Origin of the sequence: Pectinatus frisingensis, from assembly GCF_015732285.1 — a bacterium.
GTDB classification, from domain to species: Bacteria; Bacillota; Negativicutes; order Selenomonadales; family Selenomonadaceae; genus Pectinatus; species Pectinatus frisingensis.
On sequence record NZ_WIQU01000032.1, the window covers coordinates 37,026 to 62,746 of the forward strand.

At 39.4% G+C, this 25,721-nt stretch carries 23 protein-coding genes and 3 tRNA genes; 15 read left to right on the forward strand and 11 right to left on the reverse strand.

Translation table 11 applies throughout. The features are described 5' to 3' along the window. Window positions 1-97: 97 nt before the first annotated feature. From I6751_RS05705 to I6751_RS05745, 9 genes are all read right to left on the reverse strand, one after another. On the reverse strand, window positions 98-1,792 hold the full coding sequence (locus I6751_RS05705) for a sulfate adenylyltransferase subunit 1 (protein ID WP_196592400.1): 1,695 nt from the start codon (window positions 1,790-1,792) through the stop codon (window positions 98-100). Beyond that, a complete protein-coding gene (cysD, locus tag I6751_RS05710) occupies window positions 1,792-2,685 on the reverse strand; it encodes a sulfate adenylyltransferase subunit CysD (protein ID WP_231038009.1) in 894 nt (297 codons plus the stop codon). The genes I6751_RS05705 and cysD overlap by 1 nt, the downstream gene beginning before the upstream one ends. 25 nt (window positions 2,686-2,710) lie before the next feature. Next, the gene (locus I6751_RS05715; protein WP_196592399.1) at window positions 2,711-3,025 is read right to left on the reverse strand and encodes a 4Fe-4S dicluster domain-containing protein; all 315 of its coding nucleotides are present in this window, start codon (window positions 3,023-3,025) and stop codon (window positions 2,711-2,713) included. After that, a complete protein-coding gene (locus I6751_RS05720) occupies window positions 3,009-4,703 on the reverse strand; it encodes an adenylyl-sulfate reductase subunit alpha (RefSeq protein ID WP_196592398.1) in 1,695 nt (564 codons plus the stop codon). Before I6751_RS05720 ends, I6751_RS05715 begins: the two co-directional genes overlap by 17 nt. 12 nt (window positions 4,704-4,715) lie before the next feature. Beyond that, complete coding sequence (locus tag I6751_RS05725) at window positions 4,716-5,777, reverse strand: sulfate/molybdate ABC transporter ATP-binding protein (protein ID WP_196592397.1); 1,062 nt, start codon at window positions 5,775-5,777, stop codon at window positions 4,716-4,718. Between the two features lie 4 nt (window positions 5,778-5,781). Beyond that, complete coding sequence (gene cysW / locus I6751_RS05730) at window positions 5,782-6,594, reverse strand: sulfate ABC transporter permease subunit CysW (protein ID WP_196592396.1); 813 nt, start codon at window positions 6,592-6,594, stop codon at window positions 5,782-5,784. A 4-nt stretch (window positions 6,595-6,598) separates the two neighbouring features. After that, the gene (gene cysT / locus I6751_RS05735) at window positions 6,599-7,450 is read right to left on the reverse strand and encodes a sulfate ABC transporter permease subunit CysT (protein ID WP_231038008.1); all 852 of its coding nucleotides are present in this window, start codon (window positions 7,448-7,450) and stop codon (window positions 6,599-6,601) included. Next, the gene (locus I6751_RS05740) at window positions 7,425-8,450 is read right to left on the reverse strand and encodes a sulfate ABC transporter substrate-binding protein (RefSeq protein WP_196592394.1); all 1,026 of its coding nucleotides are present in this window, start codon (window positions 8,448-8,450) and stop codon (window positions 7,425-7,427) included. The genes cysT and I6751_RS05740 overlap by 26 nt, the downstream gene beginning before the upstream one ends. A 243-nt stretch (window positions 8,451-8,693) precedes the next feature. After that, window positions 8,694-9,830: an N-acetylmuramoyl-L-alanine amidase gene (locus I6751_RS05745; protein ID WP_231037580.1), complete on the reverse strand. Its 1,137-nt coding sequence runs from the start codon at window positions 9,828-9,830 to the stop codon at window positions 8,694-8,696. 212 nt (window positions 9,831-10,042) lie between these two features. Here I6751_RS05745 and nhaA point away from each other — a divergent pair, with 212 nt between their 5' ends. From nhaA to I6751_RS05770, 5 genes are all read left to right on the forward strand, one after another. Beyond that, window positions 10,043-11,257, forward strand: a complete 1,215-nt coding sequence (gene nhaA, locus I6751_RS05750) for a Na+/H+ antiporter NhaA (protein WP_196592393.1) — start codon at window positions 10,043-10,045, stop codon at window positions 11,255-11,257. A 232-nt stretch (window positions 11,258-11,489) separates the two neighbouring features. Further along, window positions 11,490-12,635: a cell division protein FtsZ gene (gene ftsZ, locus I6751_RS05755; protein WP_196592392.1), complete on the forward strand. Its 1,146-nt coding sequence runs from the start codon at window positions 11,490-11,492 to the stop codon at window positions 12,633-12,635. A gap of 102 nt (window positions 12,636-12,737) precedes the next feature. After that, window positions 12,738-12,813, forward strand: a tRNA-Gln gene (locus I6751_RS05760). A 129-nt stretch (window positions 12,814-12,942) separates the two neighbouring features. Then, window positions 12,943-13,018 (forward strand) — tRNA-Lys (locus tag I6751_RS05765). A gap of 74 nt (window positions 13,019-13,092) precedes the next feature. Beyond that, window positions 13,093-14,313 carry an MFS transporter gene (locus I6751_RS05770; RefSeq protein WP_196592391.1) on the forward strand — a complete coding sequence of 407 codons (1,221 nt, stop codon included), beginning with the start codon at window positions 13,093-13,095 and terminating at the stop codon, window positions 14,311-14,313. A gap of 61 nt (window positions 14,314-14,374) precedes the next feature. Here the strand turns inward: I6751_RS05770 and I6751_RS05775 are convergent, their stop codons facing one another. Further along, complete coding sequence (locus tag I6751_RS05775) at window positions 14,375-15,340, reverse strand: type I phosphomannose isomerase catalytic subunit (protein WP_196592390.1); 966 nt, start codon at window positions 15,338-15,340, stop codon at window positions 14,375-14,377. A 403-nt stretch (window positions 15,341-15,743) separates the two neighbouring features. Here I6751_RS05775 and I6751_RS05780 point away from each other — a divergent pair, with 403 nt between their 5' ends. The 9 genes from I6751_RS05780 (at window position 15,744) to I6751_RS05820 (ending at window position 22,703) form a co-directional block, all read left to right on the forward strand. Next, the gene (locus I6751_RS05780) at window positions 15,744-16,925 is read left to right on the forward strand and encodes an ABC transporter substrate-binding protein (RefSeq protein WP_182186970.1); all 1,182 of its coding nucleotides are present in this window, start codon (window positions 15,744-15,746) and stop codon (window positions 16,923-16,925) included. Window positions 16,926-17,260: 335 nt separating this feature from the next. Next, the gene (locus I6751_RS05785; RefSeq protein ID WP_182186968.1) at window positions 17,261-18,148 is read left to right on the forward strand and encodes a branched-chain amino acid ABC transporter permease; all 888 of its coding nucleotides are present in this window, start codon (window positions 17,261-17,263) and stop codon (window positions 18,146-18,148) included. Window positions 18,149-18,157: 9 nt separating this feature from the next. Further along, window positions 18,158-19,105, forward strand: coding sequence for a branched-chain amino acid ABC transporter permease (locus I6751_RS05790; protein ID WP_196592389.1), 948 nt, complete (start codon window positions 18,158-18,160; stop codon window positions 19,103-19,105). Beyond that, window positions 19,102-19,869, forward strand: coding sequence for an ABC transporter ATP-binding protein (locus I6751_RS05795; RefSeq protein ID WP_196592388.1), 768 nt, complete (start codon window positions 19,102-19,104; stop codon window positions 19,867-19,869). Before I6751_RS05790 ends, I6751_RS05795 begins: the two co-directional genes overlap by 4 nt. An 11-nt stretch (window positions 19,870-19,880) precedes the next feature. Then, window positions 19,881-20,585, forward strand: a complete 705-nt coding sequence (locus tag I6751_RS05800) for an ABC transporter ATP-binding protein (protein WP_182188748.1) — start codon at window positions 19,881-19,883, stop codon at window positions 20,583-20,585. 30 nt (window positions 20,586-20,615) lie between these two features. Next, window positions 20,616-21,272, forward strand: a complete 657-nt coding sequence (locus I6751_RS05805) for a CBS and ACT domain-containing protein (protein ID WP_196592387.1) — start codon at window positions 20,616-20,618, stop codon at window positions 21,270-21,272. A 119-nt stretch (window positions 21,273-21,391) separates the two neighbouring features. Next, entirely contained in the window at window positions 21,392-22,300 is a 909-nt protein-coding gene (locus I6751_RS05810; protein ID WP_414153201.1) for a cation diffusion facilitator family transporter, read from the forward strand. A 16-nt stretch (window positions 22,301-22,316) separates the two neighbouring features. After that, the gene (locus tag I6751_RS05815) at window positions 22,317-22,532 is read left to right on the forward strand and encodes a DUF951 domain-containing protein (protein ID WP_196592386.1); all 216 of its coding nucleotides are present in this window, start codon (window positions 22,317-22,319) and stop codon (window positions 22,530-22,532) included. 83 nt (window positions 22,533-22,615) lie between these two features. Continuing rightward, window positions 22,616-22,703, forward strand: a tRNA-Ser gene (locus I6751_RS05820). 485 nt (window positions 22,704-23,188) lie between these two features. Here the strand turns inward: I6751_RS05820 and I6751_RS05825 are convergent. Beyond that, complete coding sequence (locus tag I6751_RS05825) at window positions 23,189-23,827, reverse strand: flavodoxin family protein (RefSeq protein ID WP_196592158.1); 639 nt, start codon at window positions 23,825-23,827, stop codon at window positions 23,189-23,191. A 653-nt stretch (window positions 23,828-24,480) separates the two neighbouring features. Here I6751_RS05825 and fabF point away from each other — a divergent pair. Further along, window positions 24,481-25,707, forward strand: coding sequence for a beta-ketoacyl-ACP synthase II (gene fabF / locus I6751_RS05830; protein ID WP_196592226.1), 1,227 nt, complete (start codon window positions 24,481-24,483; stop codon window positions 25,705-25,707). Window positions 25,708-25,721: the final 14 nt, after the last annotated feature.

The window sequence follows — 25,721 nt, forward strand, 5'->3', positions numbered from 1 at the left end:
AATATATTAAAAAAATGAATATAAAATAGTACAGCATAAATAGATAGCGCGTCAAATGGATACGCTGTCCATTTATGCTGTATTTTTTCGGTCTTATTTATATTATCCAGTAATTGTCGTTAAAAAGTATATGGCGCCATTTTGTGCAGTCTATCCATTTGTTCCAGAAATCAGCACTTTTTTTATTAATCTGATATTCACTATAAAAGCGGTTGAAATCATACTGGCTGTGCACATTGATGGCAAAACCGCGGCTGTCCAGAAGTGGTACATTATATAGTTCATCATAGCTGTAACGATCAATAGGCAGGATGGTTTTGATTTTGTTGTGGCGGACTTGTATAGCAGCTCTTTCGGGAAGAGCAATGATATCGACAGCGGATGGATAATTATAAGTCTTTCCCCTCAGCGGCAGTTCGTCATCAAGAGTGAATACAGCGCGTTCTTTTGTGGTCCGGGCAATTTTCATATCACGCATATTATAATAATATTCATCAAATAAGTCGGCGGATATCTTGATGTCATTATAAATAAAATTATAATTTACCGAATCTGCAGTCTGCAAATTTTTGATGATACCGCAGGCGGCGGTCATATTGCTGAGGCGATCGACAAGAATAAAACTGCCCAAGGCAGGATAAACAGTAAATAAAGCGGCAACAGTTTTATTTGACAAAAGGATGTCACAGCTGGCTAATTCGTTCTTATTAAGCAAAGAAACTGATTGCTGGGAACCGTCGTTTACATCTGTTTGATAATTTATTTGCTTGATTACAGCAATTGTAGTGCTGGTGCCAAGTTGAAAAACATACTCATGGTTGAGCTGCAATGGTTCATCATCCATCCATAAAATGTCGGCAGTCAGCAATTTAGTGGGCGATGCTGATAAATTTTTGCTGATTATGCAGCCGCGGGATATATCTACTTCACGGGAAAGCGCTATGGTGACAGCCTGGCCGGCAACAGTATGATCAGTTAGAGTGCCGGCGTTGTAGATAGCGCGGACAGTGGCCGTTTCACCGCTGGGCATAATAGTCACCTGATCGCCATCATGAAGTTCACCGCTTTCACATTGTCCTTGAAATCCGCGAAAAGTTTGATCTGGGCGGCATACTCTCTGCACTGGCATATAAAAATCAGCAGATACAGTTTCATTAATTTTTATATTTTCTAATTTGCCTAACAGCGGCTGTCCGTTATACCATGGCATATTGGTTGATTTTGTCGTTACGTTGTCACCTTCAGTTGCTGATAATGGAATAATAGTGACGTTATTTAAACCTATTTGAGTAACAAGTTCATTTATTTGTTGAAGTATTTTTTTAAATTTGGTTTCATCATAATCAATGATGTCCATTTTGTTTACGGCAAAGATAAAGTATTTTATTCCCATGAGATGGCAGATGCGGGCATGGCGACGAGTTTGAACCAACACTCCTTTTGCGGCATCTACAAGTATGACTGCAAGCTCGGCAAAAGATGCGCCAACTGCCATATTACGGGTATATTCCTCGTGTCCTGGAGTGTCGGCGACGATGAAACTGCGGTGATTTGTGGTAAAATAACGATAAGCAACATCAATAGTGATGCCTTGCTCGTGTTCTGCCAGAAGACCATCAAGTAATAATGCATAATCAAGTTTGCCGCCGCGGCTGCCGGCTTGGCTTTCGAGTTCGAGAGTTTTTTCCTGGTCGGCATATAATAGTTTTGCATCGTATAAAATATGGCCTATTAAGGTTGATTTTCCATCGTCAACACTGCCGCATGTTATAAATTTTAATAATCCGCTCATTAGAAATATCCTTCTCTCTTACGCCGTTCCATACTACCAATGGAATCTTTATCAATAGCGCGGCTGGCACGTTCTGAAGTGACAGCCTGCAATGTTTCAGTGATTATTTTGTCAAGTGTATCGGCTTCGGAAACGAATCCGCCGGTCAATGGATAACACCCCAAGGTGCGAAATCGTACTTTTTCCTGAGTTATTTTTTCACCAGGACGAAGTTTCAGGCGATCGTCATCAACCATTATAATCATGCCGTCGCGTCGTATAATGGGACGGACTTTGGCAAAATACAGCGGAACAATCTCAATGTTTTCCCGTTTTATATATTGCCATATGTCTTTTTCGGTCCAGTTTGATATGGGAAAAATGCGCATACTTTCTCCTTTTTTTATGCGCGGATTATAGAGCTTCCACATTTCCGGTCTTTGGTTTTTGGGATCCCAGATCTGTGCTTCGTTACGAAAAGAAAAGATTCTTTCCTTAGCACGGGATTTTTCCTCGTCACGTCGTCCACCGCCAAATGCAGCGGTAAACTGGTATTTTTTCAGAGCCTGCTTTAATGCTTGTGTTTTCATAATATCGGTATAAGCAGCTCCGTGATCAAATGGATTGATGCCGCGTTTTATACCGTCCTGATTAGTGTATGTGAGCATAGTCAGATGATGCTTCTTGGCAATCCTGTCACGGAAGGCGATCATATCATGAAATTTCCAGGTTGTGTCAATGTGTAAAAAAGGAAAAGGCGGTTGTTCGGGATAGAAGGCTTTTAATGCCAAATGCAGCATTACCGAGCTGTCTTTACCGATAGAATAAAGCATCACCGGTTTTTCGCAGACGGCGGCGACTTCTCGTATTATGTAAATAGATTCTGCTTCGAGCTTATCTAAATGAGAGAGCATAATAATTCTCCTTTTAGTAATATTATCAGTATTTATTAGCTGTGCGGCTGTCAGTTTCGATAGTTATCGGTTCTTTATCTGGCTGCCGGATTATCCATTTGGTGATATAGCCATTTTTTTCTATATTCATGCAGCTGCCTTGCCCGCCAATATCGGCGCCAAGGTAAAAACTGATAGCACCGGTGGGACATTCTTTCAAACAGGCGGTGCAGCCCCAGCAATCGCGTGGATAGACGATAACAGCTTTTTTATCGGGAGCAGTTTTGATTAATGAACCGGGGCAGATATCACTGCATTTACCGCAGCCGACACATTGCTGCCGGTCAATTAGTATGCTCATAATATTCTCCTCGCTTTATTATTGGCCGGTAGATGATTTTTACTGTTCCGTTTTCCAGACGTGAGTTGACATATTTATAAAAAGAATTGTCAATAGTGGGATAATCGCTGTTTTCAGCAAAGCTGTGCCAGCGGGTTTCTTGGCGGGCTTCCAAGTGTTTGATAAGAAAACGGCATATTGTAAGACGATCAAGCAGTTCATGAATGAGAGTTAGTTCCCGCATGTTGCCAGCGGAGAGACTCTGAGCTGTTTCATACAGTTTTACTATTGCTTTACAGGCAATAGTAAGACCGGCACTGTTATATTTATAATTGGTTTTTATTCCGCCGGCATAATTGTCCATATTTTTTTGCATGGCATCTTCAATATCCTGTATCGTAAAAATACCTGGTGCCGCAGTCAGGTATTTTTCTTCCTTTTGCTGATAATACTGGGCTATTTGGGTGAAATTAATGATATTATCATCAGAAACAGCAGAGCTTTGATGATATTTAATGATATTTTCAGCAGCAATGGCAGCTTCCGCCATCGTACCGGTGACATATTTTTGCGGACAGCCGCCGGCTGTATCCCCGGCAGCAAATAATCCTTTTATTGTTGTCTGCCGCTTAGTAGATATCCAAAAACCGGCGGCCGCATGACCACCTACTATATACGGTTCAGTTCCTTCAATTTCCACGTTATTATGATCAGGAGTACCCTGTTCGAGCCATCTGAGAGTCTGTGCGGGAGCCATATTCAAATAAGCTTTTTTTAAATCTAATACTTGTTCCGGAGATATTCCTTTCGTTTGCAGGTAACAAGGCCCATTGCCGGCAATGATCTCTTCTACTGTGCCATATAATCGGTTTGATGTTTCCATACCATACTTTTTTTCGTATATTTCACCGCGGGAATTTATCTGCCTGGCACCGACGCCTTGGGCAATGGTACCGGTAGGGGCAATTGTATCTTTGCAGCGTAAGGCAATAAAACGCATTTCTAATGTAGTCATTTCAGCACCACTGCGCATACCGGCAGCCATACCGGCACCAGTATTAAATGGGCAATACCACATTTTATGCCGGGAAAAACCGGGATTGTTGGAGCGATAGATACCGGAGGCACCGCCAGTGCAGCAAAGCACCGTTTTTGCCTTTATGATATAGAGTATTGGTTTTAAGACATTGACAGCAACAGCTCCATAAATAGTATTATTTTTGACAATAAAATCAATAATGCTGGTATGGTTATAAACTTCGACCGACGGTAATTTGGAAACGGCTGCCGCTAAAATTGGTTTTATGTTTTCACCGTTGATCTTTATATTGCGCGGGCCACGTTCAACGTAACTGCCATCAGGATTTTTTAAAATAACCAAGCCTAATCGTTCCAAATCGGCAGCACAATCGTTGAGACGCTGTGACATGGTGAATAGCAGATCACCGCGGGCAATACCGGCGGCATCGTGCTCGGCATAATCGACATAGGAATCAACGGTATGGTTTTTGGTTATATAAGCATTGAGGGCATTCACACCGGCAGCCAGACAACCGCTGCGTTTTATGTGGGCTTTTTCGGCTATCAATATATGCAGTTTAGTGTTTCTGGCAAGATTTAAGGCGGCATAGCAGCCGGCTGTGCCGCCGCCGGCAATTAAAACATCGGTATGAAGATATTGCAAAATTAGCTTATCCATTGATGCACCTTCTTAAATTATGACTGAATTGTCGGCAGTGATAGCGGCATTTTCTATTTCGCATACAGAGTCGGCATTGATGAGATACATTTTTCGTATAAGTACGATAACTTTTTCCTGCGGCCGCAGCAGTTCTCTGCCAGTCGGCCATATTGTTTTTAAGTCAATATTATTCAGTGTGACGATTATTTCCAGATAAGCCCCACGGAAAGTTATCGCTTTTATGGTACCGGATTCAGCGCTATAGGTGTTTTTGACCTGCTCCTGTGGTTTGAACAGGCTGATAAATTCCGGACGAATTATTGCCGCCGGGAAATTTTTGTTGAATTGAAAACCTTTAAAATTGCCATAGTCGTTAATGAGCGAATTTTCACCTATGAATTGGGCAACAAATGGTGTTGCTGGTTTCTTATAAACGGAAATGGGAGAGCCGCTCTGTTCGACTTTACCCCTGTTGATAATCAGAATTTCGTCAGCTACTTCATTGGCTTCTTCCTGGTCATGAGTAACAAAGATGCTGGTGATGTTTAGTTCTTTTATAGTGTTTTTAAGCCATTGGCGAAGATCGTGACGAACCTTGGCATCGATGGCGGCAAATGGTTCGTCAAGCAGCAGCACTTTTGGTTCGGGAGCAATGGCACGGGCAAAAGCTGTGCGTTGCTTTTGTCCACCGGATAACTGTACAGGATATCGTCCGCCTAAACCGTCGAGACCGATTAACTTAAGTAATTCATTTACACGCTGCTTAATTTGTTTAGGAGGAAACTTTTTTATCTGCATGCCAAAGGCAATATTATCGAACACTGTCATATATCTAAACAAGGCATAATTTTGAAATACGAAGCCAATACCGCGTTTGGCGGGAATAGTATCATTAATGCGCTGGCCGTCGATAAAAACATCGCCGCTGTCAGGCGTTTCCAAGCCGGCCAGAATTCGCAGGATAGTTGTTTTTCCGCTGCCTGACGGCCCTAAAAGAGCTGATAATGAACCCTTGGATAAAGAAAAGTTGACATTATCTGAAGCTTTATAAGCACCAAAACTTTTATTTACGTTTCTAAACTCAATATACATATTGTTACTCCTTGACCTGATGCCATTTATATTCAACGATATTTTTCAAAACCAGCAGAATTATTGCCAGAACAACAAGAATTGTAGATACAGCAAAGGCATCTGTCATTTTGAAATCGTTGTACAAAATTTCTATTAGTAATGGAAGGGTATCAGTTTTCCCCCGCAGATGGCCTGAAATAACTGATACGGCACCAAATTCTCCCATGGCACGGGCGGTGCATAAAATAATACCGTAAAGCAGTGCCCATTTGATATGCGGGAATGTTATCCGCCGAAAAATGGTAAGACCACTGGCCCCCATCAGGGCGGCGGCTTCCTCTTCCTGCGTACCGCGTGAATGTAAAACAGGCATTATTGTGCGAGCGATAAAAGGCAGCGTCACGAAAATAGTCACCAAAATAATGCCAGTCACAGCGAAAACAATTTTTATATGGAAAAAATTTAATATTGGCTGAGTCCAGCCAATACGGCCAAAAGTCAAGGAGAAAATGAGCCCGGCAATAACAGGAGAGATTGTGAAGGGAATATCGATAAGTGTGGTCAAAAGTTTGCTGTGTCTGTATTGAAATCGCGTTAATGCCCAGGCAGCAAACAGACCGAAGATGGTGTTGCAGAGCACTGCTGTCCCGGTAGCCAATAAAGTCAAACTTAAAGCATGTAGTGTGAATTTATCGCTGATGACGTTAAAATATGGCGAAAAACCATTATGGAAAGCCTCATTGATAATAACGTACAAGGGTAGTATCAGCATAATGAATATAAAGATAATGCTAATGCCTATTAACAGATATCTGACAGAAAATATTTTTGACAATTTATTATCGACCTCCCCTGATAAGGCGCTGCTGATATATTTGCAATGAATTAATCGCAAACATAATAAGGAATGAAAACAGCAGCATCACTATGGCGATGGAAGTTGCTTCTGTATAATTGAATTGCTGTAGTTTAATCATTATGAGAAGTGGGACAATTTCACTTTTAAACGGCATGTTGCCGGCGATAAATATGACACTGCCGTATTCTCCTACTGCACGGGCAAAGGCCAGTCCTCCTCCAAGTAATAAAGCAGGTATAAGTTCCGGTAAAATTATGCGGCGAAAGATTGTGAATTTGCCTGCACCAAGTGTGTAAGCAGCTTCTTCAAAGACCGGATCGATATTTTTTAAAACAGGTTCAACTGTCCTGACTACAAAAGGAATGGTGACGAATATTAAAGCCATGCTGATGCCAATGGGCGAATAAGCAATCTTTATGCCTATTGGTGCTAAAAACTGACCAATAAGACCGGTCGGAGAATATAGTGCTGCTAAAGATATACCGGCAACTGCTGTAGGAATGGCAAAGGGCAGTTCAATGAGTCCGTCAATAAGGTCTTTCCCGGGGAATTCATATCGTACAAGAACCCAGGCCAGTATAGTCCCAAAGAAACAATTGACGGCTGCAGCGGTCAATGCACAGATAAAACTTATCCGATAACTGGCAATGACACGGCTGTCGAGGATAACAGATGTAAATTTCTGCCATGTTATACCATTAGTGACAACTGCAATAGAAATAAGCGGTATCAGAATAATAAAACTTATATAAAAAATAGTTATACCCAATGACAGATTGAAACCAGGGATAATTGATACCCGGTGGTTATTTTTTTTGGTAAATTTGATCAAAGATACCGCCATCCTTAAAGTGAGTTTCCTGGACTTTATCCCAGCCGCCGAATAGTGGATCGTTTATAGTGGCCAACTTGATATTTAAATCAAATGTATCGGCATATTGTTTTAAAATATTTTCATCGGTCGGTCTGTAGAAATTATCGGCAGCAATTTTTTGCGCTTCCGGAGAGTAAAGATAATTAAGATATTCCTCAGCCAATTCACGGGTTCCGTGTTCATCGGCAATTTTGTCGACAACAGCGACAGAAGGCTGGGCAAGGATGCTTATCGATGGAGACACTATTTGGAATTCATCAGGATGTTCTTTTAAAGACAGATATGCTTCATTTTCCCAAGCCAGCAGCACATCGCCCTGTCCGTTCTCTACGAAGGTAGTTGTCGCACCGCGCGCACCGGAGTCTAAGACAAGAACATTGTTGAAGAGTTTTTTCATGTATTTTTTCATTTGTTCTTCATTGCCCTGATAGGCATTGTTGGCATAGGCCCAAGCGGCTAAATAATTCCAGCGTGCTCCGCCGGACGTTTTAGGATTGGGTGTTATGATACTGATATCAGGTCTTATCAGATCATTCCAGTCCTTTATATTTTTGGGGTTGCCCTTACGTACTAAAAAAACAATGGTTGATGTATATGGTGAACTGTCATGTGGAAAGGAACTGAGCCAGCCTTTTTTTATGAGACCGGTTTTTTCAATGGCTGTTATATCGTACTCCAGTGCCAGCGTAACCACATCGGCATCATTACCCTCAATAACAGAGCGGGCCTGGGCCCCGGAACCGCCATGCGATTGGGTTATTGTGACAGCTTGGCCGGTTTTTTCCTGCCAGTGCTTGATAAAGGCTGCGTTATAGGCAGCGTATAGTTCTCGTGTAGGATCATATGATACATTTATGAGCTGATTATTGGAAGAGGCAGATTGTTCATCGCTTTTACATCCTGCTAAAACTGACGAAATAATAATAAAAATAGCAAATAGAATAAACTTTTTGTTCATGAAATGCCCTCCTGTTATAAAATAAAAAAAGGTCAGAGGAATTAATTTAACAATGTTAATTAATTCCTCTGACCTTTAGTTTTCTAATCAGCCAGTAATTATTATAAAGACTATACACAATAACACTATGAAACGATAAAAAATAACTATGAAGCTGATAATAACACATTAAAACTGTATCGTCAAGAGATAAGCTAAATCCGTTCATAAAAAATATTGATAAATTTATCAATAGAAGGGAACTTATCCTATTGCTGCAAAAAATTTATTAATTCCGTTGTAAATGCCTTCGGCAAATTGTTCAGAACCGTCATCAGAGGTCAAGAGTTTTTCTTCGGCAGGATTAGAAATAAAGGCTGCTTCTATTAGGGAAGCAGGCATATCAGTATGTTTTACAACATAAAAATTGCAGCTTTTAGTACCTCGATCAGGTGTATGAACTTTTTCGATGATACCCTGCCGCAGATCGTTGGCCAGCTGGCTGCTGTAGCTGCTGCCATTGCCGTAATAATATGTGGAAGTTCCATTGGCGGCACTGTCGGTAAAAGAATCATTATGAATACTGATAAAAATATCAGCGTTTGCCTTATTAGCTATATCGCAACGAGCCTGTAATTCATCTACATCACTGGCAGTAGGGGAAGCAACGGATGTATCAGTGGTACGGGTCATTATAACAGTAGCACCGGCATTTTCCAAAAGACGTTTAAGTTTAAGGGCAATTTGTAAAGTAGCATCTTTTTCCTTTCGTCCGGTATAGCCGATGGCACCGGAATCATTACCACCGTGCCCGGGGTCTATAGCAATTTTTTTACCCTTTATTCCCGGAGTAGTAAAAACTTTTGCCGGTGATGGCACTGTGGGTTTGACTGCGGACGGAACGGCCGGCGGCACTGGCGACGCAGGCTTGACAGGCAAAACGGCAGAATTATCAGGGCGGTCAGCAGATTTACCAAAATCCATTATGACACGGTAAGAGATATTACCGGACGCAAGTGAAAATACGTCATATGCATCACGTTTGAGCGAGGTGTCAACAACGATTCGAACTGTAGCATGATCAAATTGAGCGACACGAATACGATTGATGTTTTTATTATCGACGGTATATTCTTTTTGTATAGAAGGATCAAGCCATGCACCCTTTAAATCGATAACTATCCTGTTAGGTGCTGATAAACCGAATGATTCATAGTCGACTTCTTTATTAGCATCGGCAACAATACGGACTTTGTCATTATTTGAGCTTATGCGGATAGCAGTAATTTTGGCCAATGAAGATTTTTCAGCTGCAAAATTGCCGGCATAAGCTATATTGGCAAAGGATAAGATTATACATAAAAAAAGAGTCATAGTAAAAAAGCATAATGATTTGGGCAAAAAAACTCCCTCCTGTTACGATAAACTTTTAGCAGCTAATTGGCTCCGGATCAAATATTTTGAAAATGGCGGCAGATAATCAATACGTAACTAAATTTATAATCATATATTATAGTATTGTACAACAAAGCAGTAAAAAAAACAAAATAAAAATCTGTGGCTTGCTATGTGTCATTTCTCTTGTATATAATAAAGAGCGAGAGGAGTTTTTGATGAAAAAGACAATAGGTGATATAAAAAAGAAGACAGAACAACTGTTGCGTCCGTTTAATCATTTTTTTAATAATGAGGCAGCAAGTGGTTTTGTTTTATTACTTTGTGCTGTATTAGCAATGATTATTGCCAATACAGCATTAAATAAAACATATGAACAGATCCTGCATATGCAGTTTTCGCTGATGGGATTTAATTTATCTATACTGCATTGGGTAAACGATGGTCTTATGGCAGTATTCTTTTTTACTGTGGGAATGGAAATAAAACGGGAAGTTCTTTTTGGCGAATTGCAGTCAATATCGGCAACAATTTTACCCATCGTGGCAGCCATTGCGGGGATGATAGTTCCGGCACTATTATATTCGGCGGTAAATATTGATAGCGGAGGATTGGCCGGTTGGGGAATACCAATGTCCACTGATATTGCTTTTTCATTAGGAGTATTATCGATGGCTGCCGGGAATGTACCACGTAGTATAGCGGTCTTTTTGACAACTTTGGCAGTAGTTGATGATTTGGGAGCTATTATTGTGATAGCACTATTTTACAGCAATAGTGTCTCATTAACAGTGTTGCTATATGGACTGGCGGCTTTGGCTGCGGCACTTGCGGCAAACAAATTGGCGGTTAAAAATATTTTTATATATTTGTTTTGGGGAGTAATTGCCTGGTTTTTCTTTTATAATGCGGGAGTACATCCGACCATTGCCGGAGTGATACTGGGACTATTGATTCCTGCTGATAAAAGTCAGAATGCAGATAAATCGCTGTTACACAAATTAGAATATAAAGTGGTACCTTTTTCTACGTGGGTGGTAATGCCGATATTTGCGCTGGTTAATGCCGGAGTCAAATTGGATATGAGCAACTTTGCCAATATGGAAGGTTCATTTTTGCCAATTGCAGCAGGAATAATATTGGGATTGACAGTAGGCAAACCTTTGGGGATTTTCGGGGTAACAGCATTATTGTTTAAGTTTAAAGTGATAAAAATGCCGGAAAAAACATCTTATATCCATTTTCTAGGGGCAGGAAGTCTGGGAGGAATAGGTTTTACAATGTCCTTATTTATTGCATCATTGGCTTTTTCCGGTTCAATTGAATATCTCACAGCGGCCAAGGTAGGGATAATTATTGCATCATGCCTGTCAGGATTATTGGGAATGATAATATTAAAATTAACAAATAACATTTCAACGGTTCAAGGGTAATCGGGTTACGCAATTGGCTGACTTATTAAATAAAATAATATAATAAACAAAATAGTTGACAGTGCAGGATTGCCGAGGTATGTAACGAATAATATTAATGATAAATAAATGCATCTATCATAATAGAAATAGTATGAATTTAGCTGTTGTTAAATTTTATTGCGTTTATATATAAGACGGTAAAGACCATATTATACGGCTGGAAAATGTTATTATAAGGGCGGTGGTCGCATTGCAAGAGAAAATTATAAAGGGTGCAGATGTAAATATAAAAGTAGTTGGTATTGGCGGCGGTGGAAACAGCGTTCTGCAGCGGATAGCCAGTGAAGGCAGTCTGGGGATGGAATTGATCGCCATAAATACTGATAAAAAACAGTTGCATACACTTGATAACCAGCAGATGAAGATTTTACCCATTGGTGAAAACGTGACCAGAGGTTTAGGCAGTGGAGGGAAGGTAGTATTAGGTCAGCAGGCAGCGCAAAAAGATGAGATATTGATAAAAAATGCCATTACAGGTGCCGATATGATTTTTCTAACAGCAGGGCTTGGCGGCGGCACGGGAACAGGTGCTATGCCAGTAATTGCTGAGATGGCTCATTCTATGGGCATATTAACAATTGGTATTGTTACCATGCCGTTTTCTTTTGAAGGTTCACGAAAAAAAAGAACAGCATTGGCCAGCATTGAACAGATGCGGCCGTTTTTGGATGCGCTGATTGATATTCAAAATGATAAGTTAATGGAATTTCAGGCTAAAGATAAACGCATATCGTTGCTTGATGCTTTTCATTTGGCTGATGGTGTTTTAAAGCAGGCCATCAGCTGTATTTCTGAGCTGATTCTTACAGTAGGAGTGATAAATGTAGATTTCGCCGATGTCAAATCGATTTTTCAGCAAAATAATAATGCTGATGCTTTATTGGGAATAGGTGAAGGTGCTACAGCGGTTAAAGCTGTTCAGGCAGCTATTGTAAGTCCATTGATTGAACGGCAGATCAGCGGGGCAAGAGGAATTATTTTAAATATAAGCGGAGATGAGTCATTAAGTCTGTATGAAGTAAATGAAGCAACAAAATTTATCTATGATAACACCAGTCCGGAAGTGAATATAATATTGGGAACGGTGATAAATTCACAATTAAAGGGTAAAGTACGGGCCACAGTTATTGCCACTGACTTTACTACAGATGATGATATGGATAAAAATCAAAAGGAATCGTATACAGATAGGGCTGCTCAGACAAAAACTCCGGAACTTCCCGATTTTATGCGAGGAAAATCAACCGGGCCACATCATGCAGGACACTTAAATAAGGCTATTTTTGATATTGAACGGATAAATAAAGAACTTGCGGATAGGCATGACAAAAAATGAAACAGGCCTTATTTAAAAAATTAGTCATGAATGTTTGATATGTAATATTTTACTTGACATTGTACTTGTAAGTATATATAATATTTAAGTCAGCAAAAGTATTGGGGTATCGCCAAGTTGGTAAGGCACGGGATTCTGAATCCCGCATTCGTTGGTTCGAGTCCAGCTACCCCAGCCAGATGAATTTTACACCGCAACAGCGGTGTTTTTTTATCTTTGTTGTAGTAGTATTAATAAAAAACTATTGACAAGTATTATCATACTTAGTATAATGTTATAGTCGGCTCAATGAGCTGTACATCTACAAGGTTCACTAGCTCAGTTGGCAGAGCACCTGACTTTTAATCAGGGTGTCCCGAGTTCGAATCTCGGGTGAGCCACCATTGCATACAAGGCCTTCTTCCCATCGAAGAAGGCTTTTTTTATATTTATACATATTATTATAAGGTGGGATATTATGGCTGTGACGTCGATTGCGCAAGGAAATTATTCAGCGGTGAATAAGCATAGTGGGTACGATGTGACACTTTTGTCTATTGGGCATTTACTATGCGATTTTTATTGCAATTTTTTACCGATATTGATACCGCTTCTTATCGTTAATATGGGACTATCCTTGGCATTGAGCGGTATTCTGGTCATGGCTATGGCTATTACGGCAAATGTTTTGCAGCCAATATTTGGTTATTATATGGACAAATACAATTTTAATCGGTTGCTGCTGATCGTTTTACCGTTTGGAGCTGCTTTCATTTGTCTTACCAGTTTTACGGCAAGTTTTTATACATTATTGTTGTGCGTTGCTGCAAGCGGATTGGCTGCATCTGTTTTTCATCCAATGGCTACAGGGATAGTGGGGAAAATAGCTAATAAGAAAAAAATGGGATTGTCATTGTCGTTTTTTATCAGCGGCGGTAATCTGGGATTTGCATTCGCACCGATATTATTGGTTTATTTTATACAATATTATTCACTGAAAATGCTGCCGCTGTTAGTTATTCCTACACTTATCCTGAGTATATTTTATTATCAGTCAAGGCTATATAAAGTTAGTACGGTAAATAAAAGTGAGAATATAAGGTATAAATTGAACTGGCATAAATTATGGCAGAATATTCCACTGATAAAATTAAATGCAGCCATGGCAATAAGAACATGGGCGCACAGTGCCGTGACCACGTTTTTACCGACACTGCTTATTTTACAGGGATATGATAAGACAACTTCCGGATGGCTGCTGACACTTTTTCTTATAGGCGCGGCAGTTGGCGGTATGTTCGGCGGTATTTTAAATGATCATATCGGGCAGAAAAAAGTCATTGGACCATCAATGCTGATTGCTGTTTTTCCGGCAATATATTTTTTTACAGCAGAAACTGTTGATGCTGTGTCGATTTTTGCTCTTATAATGACAGGTTTCTTTATTCAAGCAGCACATCCTTGCTCAGTAATATGGTGCCAAAAGTTTTTGCCGGATAATCCTAATCTGGCATCGGGCCTAATGTTGGGATTGTCTTTCGGTTTGGGAGGAATTGGCGCTGCTTTAACGGCAATTGCCGCTGAATATATAGGACTGAGGGCAGCATTGCTGATAACGGTGCTGATGCCTTTGGCAGGGGCGTTACTGATTTATTACATACCAGAGCAGCCGCCATGGCAGCTGCAGCCAAAACAGTAAAATATATGACAACGGGACTACCGCATGCAGTAGTCCCGTTGATTTGGTGATAATAAAATATTTAAAGTGTGGTTAGAATAAATTCTCCCATGCCATTGATGCGATAGTCACCCAGACCGGCGGGAACAAACAGACTATCGCCTTTTTTTAATGTCATACTTTCATGTGGAGAATCGAGACATATCTCACCATTGAGAATGATCAATGAATGAAATGAAGTATTATCGGCACATAGACTGCAATTGCCGGATAAGTCGAAATGATAAACAGAAAATAAGGCGCATTGCGACAATAAATCTATTTTATAATCCGAAAAAATATCAACAGTACCTATTTCGCCGATCTTATGTGTTGGCGGTTTAAGGTTGGTCACCGTCAAAGCCTTGGCAATATGCAGTTCACGCGGTTTACCATCGGTTCCCACTCTTCCATAGTCATAAACACGATAAGTGGTATTGGAATTTTGCTGTATTTCAGCAATTAAAATGCCTTTGCCGATAGCATGCAGTGTTCCTGAATTGATAAAAAATACATCGCCTTTTTTGACAGGAACCTGATTGCATACATCTAGTAAAGTGTCGTCATTGATGCGGCGCTCAAATTCGTCACGAGTGATTTCGTTTTTAAACCCATATATTAGTTTGGCATCAGGTTCAGCATCAACAATATACCACATTTCTGTTTTACCCGGTTCACCTTCTACAGCCTGGGCATAAGCATCATCGGGATGGACCTGTACGGAAAGATTATCATGGGCATCGATCAGCTTGATAAGCAATGGGAAATAATCAATACAGGCAGCTTTGCTGCCGATGACTTCCTTACCGGATGCTTCAAGATATTCCGGCAATGTTTTACCAGCAAAAGAACCGTTTTCAATTGTATTGGCACCAGCCTTATGACAGGAAAGTTCCCAGCTTTCAGCAACTTTTTGCAATGATGTTTCTTTCCCGTACTCGGTTTTCAGACGCGTACCGCCCCATAGGTAATCTTTTAGGGGTGATTTCAATTTTAATGGATATAACATGATCATTCACCTCGTATAATTTATATATACATAATACAACGAATAATCGGTTTGGTCTATAATAATTACACAGAAAGATAAAAAACGAGCAGCTATTCTTTCAGGTGTAAACTAAAATAATAAAATTAAAATACATTATCAAATAAAAATATTATAATAATTAGATATAAATTATATTGTGATAAGTTAATGAATAAAAAGTTCTTATTTTAGTATTAGTTATTCCCATATTTTAAATAATTTATAACAAAAAACATATTTTTTTATTATAAAAACAAAATAAACATCCGTTTTTTCTAATAGTAATCGATAAAATCCTAAACTTTTTTCTTGACTAGTGTATACTTGCAAACTATAATGTATTTATCGCAATAATAGAGGGATATTTTTAGGAGGATATTTTATGAATTTAAAAATGAAGCGCTTAAAGATTGCCGGTGTGCTTTTGGGTGCTGCTGTGATGGCAACGGCCTTTGCCGGTTGTGGTGATCAAAAGAGTGCTGCGGATAGTGATACAATTAAAATCGGTGCTAATTTTGAACTTACCGGGAATGCAGCTAATTATGGTTCGTCAGCGCTGGATGGCTTGCGTTTGGCAGTTAAAGAGGCTAATGATGCCGGCGGTATTGACGGTAAAAAACTTGAGTTGGATGAAGTCGATTGTAAATCGGAAGCCTCGGAAGCGGCTAATGCAACTACTAAGTTGGTGACTGATAAGGTCGTTGCCATTGTTGGACCGGCTACTACCGGAGATGTTCTGGCGGCTTCACCAATAGTTACCGACAGCAAAATTCCGCTTATTGCACCTGCTGCTACCAGTTCCAAAGTCACAGTTGATGACAATGGCAAAGTACAGCCGTTTATTTTCCGCAGCTGTTTTATTGATCCGCAGCAAGGTGAAGTAATGGCCACATTCGCTTCTAAAACACTGCATGCCAAAACAGCAGTTATATATGCCGATTCCAGTACTGACTATTCTAAGAGCTTAAGCAAGGTTTTCAAAGAAAAGTTTGAGGCAGACGGTGGTCAGGTTCTGGACGAAGAAGCTTTTGTGCAAAAAGATCAGGATTTTAAAACAACACTTACAAAAATAAAAGCAGCTAATCCTGATGTTGTATTTATCCCGGCTTATTATGAAGAAGTTGGCAAAATTGTTAAACAGGCCCGTGAAATGGGAATAACTGTTCCGCTTTTGGGAACAGATGGCTGGGATGATAGTAAAGTAATTGATATAGCGGGAAAAGATGCTCTTAATAATACTTTCTACAGCACTCATTATTCTGACCAGGATAAGGATGTACAAGGTTTTATAAAACTATTTAAACAAGAAAATGATGGTAAGGATCCAAACGTTTTTGCAGCGCTGGGCTATGATGCCGGTAAGATGCTTATTGAAGCTATTAAACAGGCTAAGAGTGCTGATCCGCAAAAAATACGTGATGCATTGGAAAACTTGAAGGATGTTCAAGTCGGTACAGGGATCATCAGTATGAATAAAGATCATAATCCAATAAAATCAGCAGTAATAATAGAATTAAAAGACGGCAACAAAGTTATGAAGGAAAAAATTGCTCCGGAAAATTAATTAAGCCCATAAAAATCGGATCCGTTGACAGCAGCAAATCTGATTTTACCAAGAAGAATACGTGTCAGATATGTTGACAATTATACAAAATTTAACATATAATATTAACTATAATATTTATGATTGACAATGTTTGTTGCGCGCTCAACGGTGAGCTTTTTAGGTGAAGCACGGGTTGAATAAAACCTTTAGCTGGTCGGCTAAGGGTTTTATTTTTGCCCGGATTTATTATAAGTAAGGCCGATGACATTAAGATGGCAGTTTGTCGAATTATCGGTAAAAATTAATTAAAGTCAAATATTTTGATAATCTAAATATTGAATGGAGGATTTTTTATGGGTATCATGGATCAGTTTCTGCAACAGCTGATTAACGGAATATCATTGGGCAGCATATATGCATTAATTGCATTAGGATACACCATGGTATACGGAATTATTAAGCTGATAAATTTTGCACATGGTGATATTTATATGGTTGGTGCGTATATTGGCTTTTTTTGCATAACTATACTTCATTGGCCGGTGTTGCCGGCATTGGTGGCATCGATGATATTGACAGGTATTTTGGGGATGCTTGTGGAAAGATTTGCTTATCGTCCACTGCGCTCGGCACCGCGTATATCGGTGCTGATAACGGCAATCGGCGTATCATTTTTTCTTGAATATACGATGATGTATTTTGTTACACCACAGCCGCGGACATTTCCCAGCGTGCTGGAAGATGCAGCTTATCATTTTGGCCCGTTTGTGGTAAACAACCAACAGATAATGATTTTTGCGATAACGATAATTCTTATGGCTATATTGACTTATATAGTCCAGTATACTAAGGTCGGCAAGGCTATGCGGGCAGTTTCATTTGATACTGAAACTGCACAGCTTATGGGGATAAATGCCAATAGAATAATTTCGGTAACTTTTGGTATTGGATCAGCATTAGCGGCTGCTGCCGGTGTTTTAGTCGGTATCTATTATAACTCTATAGATCCACTGATGGGTATAATGCCTGGTTTAAAAGCGTTTGTTGCTGCTGTATTAGGCGGAATAGGAATTTTACCGGGAGCTGCCGCCGGTGGAATCATTTTGGGAATAATAGAAGCACTGGTCAGCGGGTTTATTTCGTCTACATTCCGTGATGCCGCAGCATTTGCCATTTTAATATTGGTACTGTTGTTTAAACCGTCAGGACTGCTTGGCAAGAATACGAACGAGAAAGTGTAGGTGTGATAAATGAATGCATTGCGTAAAGCGGATTTAAAAGCAATAATTATCAGCCTAGTTGTTTTTGTGGTGTTACAGGCATTGCTGTCAACAAATTCTCTGGATGCTTTTTGGCAGCTCAATATAATTTTGATTTGTATCAATATAATATTGTCCGTCAGCCTTAATTTAATAAATGGCTATACCGGACAATTTTCCTTGGGACATGCGGGTTTTATGGCTATAGGAGCATATACTGGTGCAGTGTTGTCGGTTAATTTTCATATGCCATTTATTGTTAGTTTAATTACTTCTTTTGTGACAGCGGCAATTATTGGGGGTCTGATTGGTCTGCCAACGATGCGGCTGAGTGGAGATTATCTGGCAATAGCAACATTGGGGCTGGGAGAAATAATCCGCATTGTTATAATGAACGTCAACTACGTCGGTGGTGCGGCTGGCTTTATGGGGATACCAAGGCATACTAATTTTGCTTGGGCCTTTTTTGTAATGTTGTTTGTACTGTTTTTTATAAAGAATTATGTCAATTCATCTTATGGACGTGCTTGTGTGGCAATTCGTGAAAATGAAATAGCTGCCGAAGCCATGGGTGTGAATACAACTAAATATAAAGTACTGGCATTTACTATTGGAGCCGGATTTGCCGGAGTGGCTGGCTGTCTCTTTGCCCATACCTTTTATATTATTCATCCGTCTTCATTCACTTTCCTGGCGTCATTCAACTATTTAATTATGGTTGTAATGGGCGGTATGGGATCAATAACGGGGTCTATAGCAGGGGCGTTTATTTTGACTACGGTTTCAGCACTGCTGTCTAATTGGCCTGAACTGAGAATGAGCATCTATGCACTTATTTTGATTGCACTTATGTTTTATCGCCCACAGGGGTTGTTTGGTAATATTGAAATTACCAGTTTGCCTGTTCTTAAGCGCTTTAAGGGAGGTAAACAAAAATGAGTGTATTGCTAGAAGCTAAGAATGTGTCAAAAATGTTTGGCGGTTTAAAAGCGGTCAGTAATTTCAATATGACGATAGACAAAGGTGAGCTCGTTGGGTTGATAGGACCGAATGGAGCGGGCAAAACCACGGCATTTAATTTGTTTACCGGGGTTTATCAGCCGACTACAGGAATAATTTCACTTGACGGGCAGAGTTTAGCCGGTATGAAACCGTCCCAGATAACACAGCGCGGCATTGCCCGTACTTTTCAAAATATACGGTTGTTTTCTGAACTTACAGTATTAGATAACGTAAAAATTGCCTATCATACACATTTAAATTATAATTTAATTGAAGCTGTACTGCGTGTCGGTAGATATATGAAACAAGAACGGGAAATTGAGGATAATGGCAGGGAGCTGTTGAAAATATTCAAGCTGGAAGATAAGGCTGGTGAAATTGCAAAAAACCTGCCTTACGGGGCGCAGCGCCGTCTGGAAATAGCCCGTGCTTTGGCAACCCGACCCCAATTGTTGCTGCTTGATGAACCGGCAGCAGGAATGAACCCTCAGGAAACTAAAGAACTTATGGATATGATCAGATGGATAAGAAAAGATTTTGCACTGTCAATCCTTCTTATTGAACATGATATGAGTCTTGTAATGGGGATATGTGAACGCATATATGTGCTGGAGTACGGCTCGATTATAGCGCAGGGTATTCCTGATGAAATAAAGAAAAATCCGGAAGTCATCCGTGCTTATCTTGGTGGGGAGGCTTAATAATGGGTATAATGTTGAAAATTGACAATATAAATGTTTATTATGGTGCAATTCATGCAATTAAAGGAATTAGTCTTGAAGTAGACAAGGGTGAAATAGTAACGCTTATCGGAGCTAATGGTGCCGGTAAATCAACCACATTGCGCACTATTTCCGGGTTGTTAAAACCGCGCACCGGTAAGATTTCTTTTGAAGATAAAATTATAAGCGGCATGCCGGCTCATAGAATCGTTGAATGCGGCGTATCACAGGTACCAGAGGGACGACGAATTTTTGCTAATATGACAGTAATGGAAAATTTGGAACTGGGCGCGTATATCAGAAAAGACAAAAATGCGATACAAAATGATTTAAAACGAGTGTTCAAACATTTTCCGCGTTTGGCAGAACGTAAAAAACAAGAAGCCGGGACTCTTTCCGGCGGTGAGCAGCAGATGCTGGCGATGGGGCGTGCCTTGATGAGCAGTCCGCGCTTGCTGTTGCTGGATGAACCGTCAATGGGTCTGGCACCACTTTTAATAAAAGAAATTTTTGCTATAATAAAGGATATCAATGAAGCAGGAACTACGATACTGCTTGTAGAACAAAATGCTAATATGGCATTGTCAATTGCCAATCGTGCTTATGTTTTGGAAACGGGGAAAATCACATTAAGCGGTGATGCAAAAGAACTCGCAGCCAGCGAAGAAGTACGTAAGGCATATCTTGGTGGATAGCTGGCAGTGATTAACGAAGGGGGTAATAATGTGTTTGTAGGAAATTATATGACTAAGAATCCGATTACTGTTTCTCCGGCTACATCAGTCGATGAGGCAGCAGGTCTTATGAAAATGAATCATTTTCGTCGGCTTCCGGTGCTAAAAGATGGAAATTTGGTCGGTATTATAAGTGACCGTGATATTTCCCGTATTGCACCGTCACCGGCTACTACTCTGGCTAAATATGAAATAAACTCTCTGTTGGCGCAAATGACGGTCAATGATATAATGTCAACACCGATTGTTTCGGTCCGCGATGATGCTACGGTTGAAGAAGCAGCATTGCTCATGTGCAATAATAAAATTGGCGGCCTGCCGGTTGTAAGCAGTATTGGGGTTCTGGTGGGGATAATTACAGAAACCGATATTTTTAGGGTACTAGTGAAGGTAATGGGGCTGGCCAGCGGGAAGACACGGTTTACGCTTGATTTTAAAGATAAGATTGGTGCAACAAAAGAAATTTCAGATGTGTTTGCCAAACATAATCTCAACATTGACAGTTTTGTTTCATTTAATACACCGAATGGTGATTCTCAGGCTATAATACGCGGTTCTTTTTCCGATGTAGAGGAAATAAAGGCAGATTTGGAAAAAGCCGGCTACACAGTCAGCCATGTTACTGAATTGGGAGGGTCCCATAAGTAAAACTTTACAATTGTAAGTTTACGTGATAAGATACAAGAAATGTCGATTAATCTGCGGATTTACTACTCCGCAGATTAATTTTTGTATTTAGCATAATTTGGGAAGGTCTTTTTATGGATTTGGCAGAAAGTGATGCACTTAAACGTCGTACGGCGTATTTATCAATAATATCGAATACTGTATTAGTAGTATTAAAATTGTTTGTTGGAATTTACGTGGGAGCAGTGAGCCTCATATCTGAGGCAATGCATTCCGGAGTGGATTTGATAGCGGCTTTGATAGCTTTTTGGGCGGTGCGTAAAGCTATGATACCGCCTGACCAAAAGTATGATTATGGGTATGGCAAGTATGAAAATCTGTCATCAGCAATAGAGGCAATGCTGATAGTGGGGGCGGCCTTGATGATAATTTATGAGGCTTTTACAAAGCTGCATTCACCGGCTGCTATGCAAAACCTGGAATATGGCATAACCATAATGGGCATATCAATTGCCATAAATATACTTGTCTCCCGCCGTCTTATTTATGTTGCCAAGAAAGCTGACTCTCAGGCCTTAGAAGCTGACGGACTGCATTTACAGTCGGATGTATGGACATCAGTCGGTGTATTGACCGGATTGTTTGGCATGCAGATATTGGGCTGGTACTGGCTGGATCCTGTTGTAGCTGTGGCAGTGGCTTTAATAATATTCCGGGCCGGATACAAAATGATCGTGAAAAGTGCCCGAGATCTGACAGATGCCAGTTTGTCGGCAGAATATGAAAAAAAGATTTGTGCTATATTTATGAACTATAAAGAAGTGCTTGGTTATCATAATCTGCGGACACGTTCAGCGGGAGCTTATAAAATGATTGATGTTCACTTGAATTTTGACAGCAGTATGAAACTGGGCGATGTTCATGCTGTTTGTGATAAAATTGAATTGGCAATAAAGAAAAGTATGGGACCGACTGTTGATGTGGTGATTCATCCTGAACCGGTGGAACTGGTAGTGGAAAATACTTGTAAAGTCAAGCTTACTAAATAAGTGAGGAGAATATGGAATGGATAAGGCTGAATATGAAAAAGGCACCATAGTAAAAATGAAAAAAAAGCATCCTTGCGGCAGTGACGAGTGGGAAATACTGCGGGTAGGCATGGACTTTGGCATAAAATGTTGCGGCTGTGGACATTTTGTCATGATGCCACGTCCCAAATTCGAAAAAATGGTAAGGGCAATTGTAAGACTTCCCCGCGATGATGGACAGATGGATAATTAAAATTTTCCCCACGATAAGGTCAAAGATGATTATAAGTTGAATTTTGGATGTATATATGATATAATTTGATTGTTTTTGACGATGGAGAGGTGTCCGAGTGGTCGAAGGTGATTGACTCGAAATCAATTGTACCGCAAGGTACCGTGGGTTCGAATCCCACCCTCTCTGCCATAATGAAATCAAGGCTTTGCAAATTTTGCAGAGCCTTTTATTTTTTTATTAATAAATACCAATATTTTACTATTAGCAAGTTTTTAAAAGGTGAAAATAAGACGCGACTAAAAGTAAAGTTACGTAGAAATAAAAAAGTCCTGCACCACAGAATAGATGCAGGACAAGAGTAAGATAATACAAGCTTATAAGCTTGTATTATCTAATTTATTACTGTACAAGCGCTGCAGTGACATTAGCAGAGAACTTATCAATAACTTTATGGTTGTTTATTCTTTATGTTAATAATCTAGCAATGCGAAATATAACATCTGCTATGATACGAAAAGTGCTTAACACAGAAAATTTTCACGTATGGTTTTTAGACGAGGTAAAGAGAGTAATCACTTTTTTTAGTAGCTTTAGTGATTGACTGGCTGACAAAGCGCGTGAGAGAAGGACTTTATCAAGTCTATGTCAAAAGGTTGTTTTCTAGACAATGCTATTTAGGTAGTAAAACGAACCCCCATATTAAATGCATTTTTACAATCTTGCGGAAATTGTTTTGTTCTTACGGCGTGTTTTTTTCTTTCGTCAAATATTGGAGCAAAATATTTGGAATAATCATTGAATTGATAGGTATCATTTGAAAGCAAATTTTCACATGAGCCAAAAACTTTTGTCAGATAAAGAGTTATTGATTTTAGTTCATTTTCGTATGATGCTGCAAATTGTTCATGCGTTGCATTCATAGTGTAAATCAGGCCTACGCGTATTTTTTTAGGGAAAAGAGTTGAGTGCTTTTGATCATAAACAAGATATTGAAAAATAAGTCTTTCTAAAAATGCTTTCATGGAACTGGTAATAGAATGTAGATATATAGGTGATCCAAGCACAATAGCGTCAGCATTAGCAATTGTTTCCATAATAGGAGTCAAATCATCTTTTAGTGCGCATTTGCCATAACTTTTACCATTGATTAATTTGCAGGCAAAGCAACTTATACAGCCCTTGTAGTTTAAATCATATAAATTTACCATGGTTGTAGCAGCCCCCTTAGAGGCCGCCCCTTCAAGGACTTTTTTTAGTAGAATAGCAGTGTTGTTATTTTTTCTGGGGCTGCCATTAATAGCCAGTATATGCATAAAATAACCTCCATCATAATATAATAAATTTTATATTATAAATTATATATCAATATATGAGGATATATAAGTACGCACTTATTTGATATTTAGTAACTATAAAGTATAGTGGGTAGTGTCAAGATAAATGTATAAACATCTCTGCAAGCATTCCGTACTGTTCTTACCGATTAGGATTTATCCGTCAAACCACTTTCGGCTGTATTGTTTGGTGCAATAATGAGAACGATGGGTGCCTTTGATTTTGGCGGGCCAGTTAATGAGGTCGTTTCATTATTCGCTGATGGTTTATTATTGCAAGGAGTATGCGGATCAGAAGCAATAAAAATCTGTGCATCTATGATACCGCCATTTGGTGTAACTCTTTCATGGTTAATGCATTATAAAAAGCTGTCACACTCTTGCAGAAAAATAATACAATCCCTTCAGATAAGACAATGTCTTTTTCATTATTATATGTATAGATGACATATTAGGATTTGCAGCGTTATTATTAAAATATTTCTGTATTTTGATAATAACTCAGTTGCTAAAGAGGACCTTTCTTAAATAAAAGCAAGGAATGTTCATTTCTAAATTTAGTTATATGATATATTTACTTTAGGCCGATAAGGGTTTTTATTAAATTTAGTAATGAATGGGGTTAAAGAATGATAAAGCGGAGAGTTGTTATTACAGGCATGGGAGCAATTACTTCACAAGGTGTTGGTGTATCCGAAATCTGGGAAAAAATAAAAAAAGGTATATCTGGTATTAGCCGAATTGAAAAAATTGATATAGAAAAATTTCCATGTAAAAATGCCGCGGAAATAAAGATGTTCAATGCACAGGATTTTATTAGTAAAAAAAATGCGAATCATATGGATTTATTTATACAATATGCTTTAGCTGCTGCTGATTTAGCCATGAATGATAGCAGTTTTGATATGACTGATATAGACAGAAGAAGAGCAGGTTCTATTATTGGTACTGGTATTGGCGGCATAGGAACGATTGAGAGGCAATATGCAATTTTACAAAATAAAGGTATCAACAGAATCAGTCCTTTTCTTATTCCAATGATGCTTCCTAATATGGCGAATGGACAAATTGCGATAAAATATGGTCTGGAAGGTTTTTCCGAATGTATTGTTACCGCGTGTGCGTCCTCAAATAACGCTATTGGTGATGCATATCAATTGATTCGTGATGATAAAATGGATTTTATGCTGGCTGGAGGAGCAGAAGCACCAATCACTGAGTTGACTATAGCAGGTTTCACGGCAATGAAAGTTATGTCACAAGTGGAAGAAGCATCACTTGCAAGTCGCCCGTTTGATCTTTTGCGAGATGGATTTGTTATAGGTGAAGGTGCGGCAATAATTGTTTTAGAAGAATTGGAACATGCCCGTGGCCGTGGAGCGAATATAATAGCAGAAATAATTGGATATGGTTGTAATAACGATGCTTTTCATATTACAGCTAATAAACCAGAGGGAATAGCTGACTGCATGAGAAGTGCACTGGCTGATGCAGAAATTGTACCGAATGAAGTTGATTATATAAATGCACATGCAACATCGACACTTTTAGGTGACAAAAATGAATCTGCGGCAATAAAAATGGTTTTTGCTGACTATGTAAGAAAAATAGCAATAAGCTCAACAAAATCAATGACAGGACATTTACTGGGAGCGGCAGGAGGTATCGAAACTATATTAACGGCAAAAGCGATACAAGAGCAGTATTTGCCGCCGACGATTAATTATAAAACGAAAGACCCGGATTGTGATTTAGATTATGTTCCCAATAATGGACGACATCAGAAATGTTCTACTGCATTAACAAATTCTTTTGGATTTGGCGGGCAAAATGCTGTATTGGTACTTCGTAAGATTTAAAAGTCAAAATAACT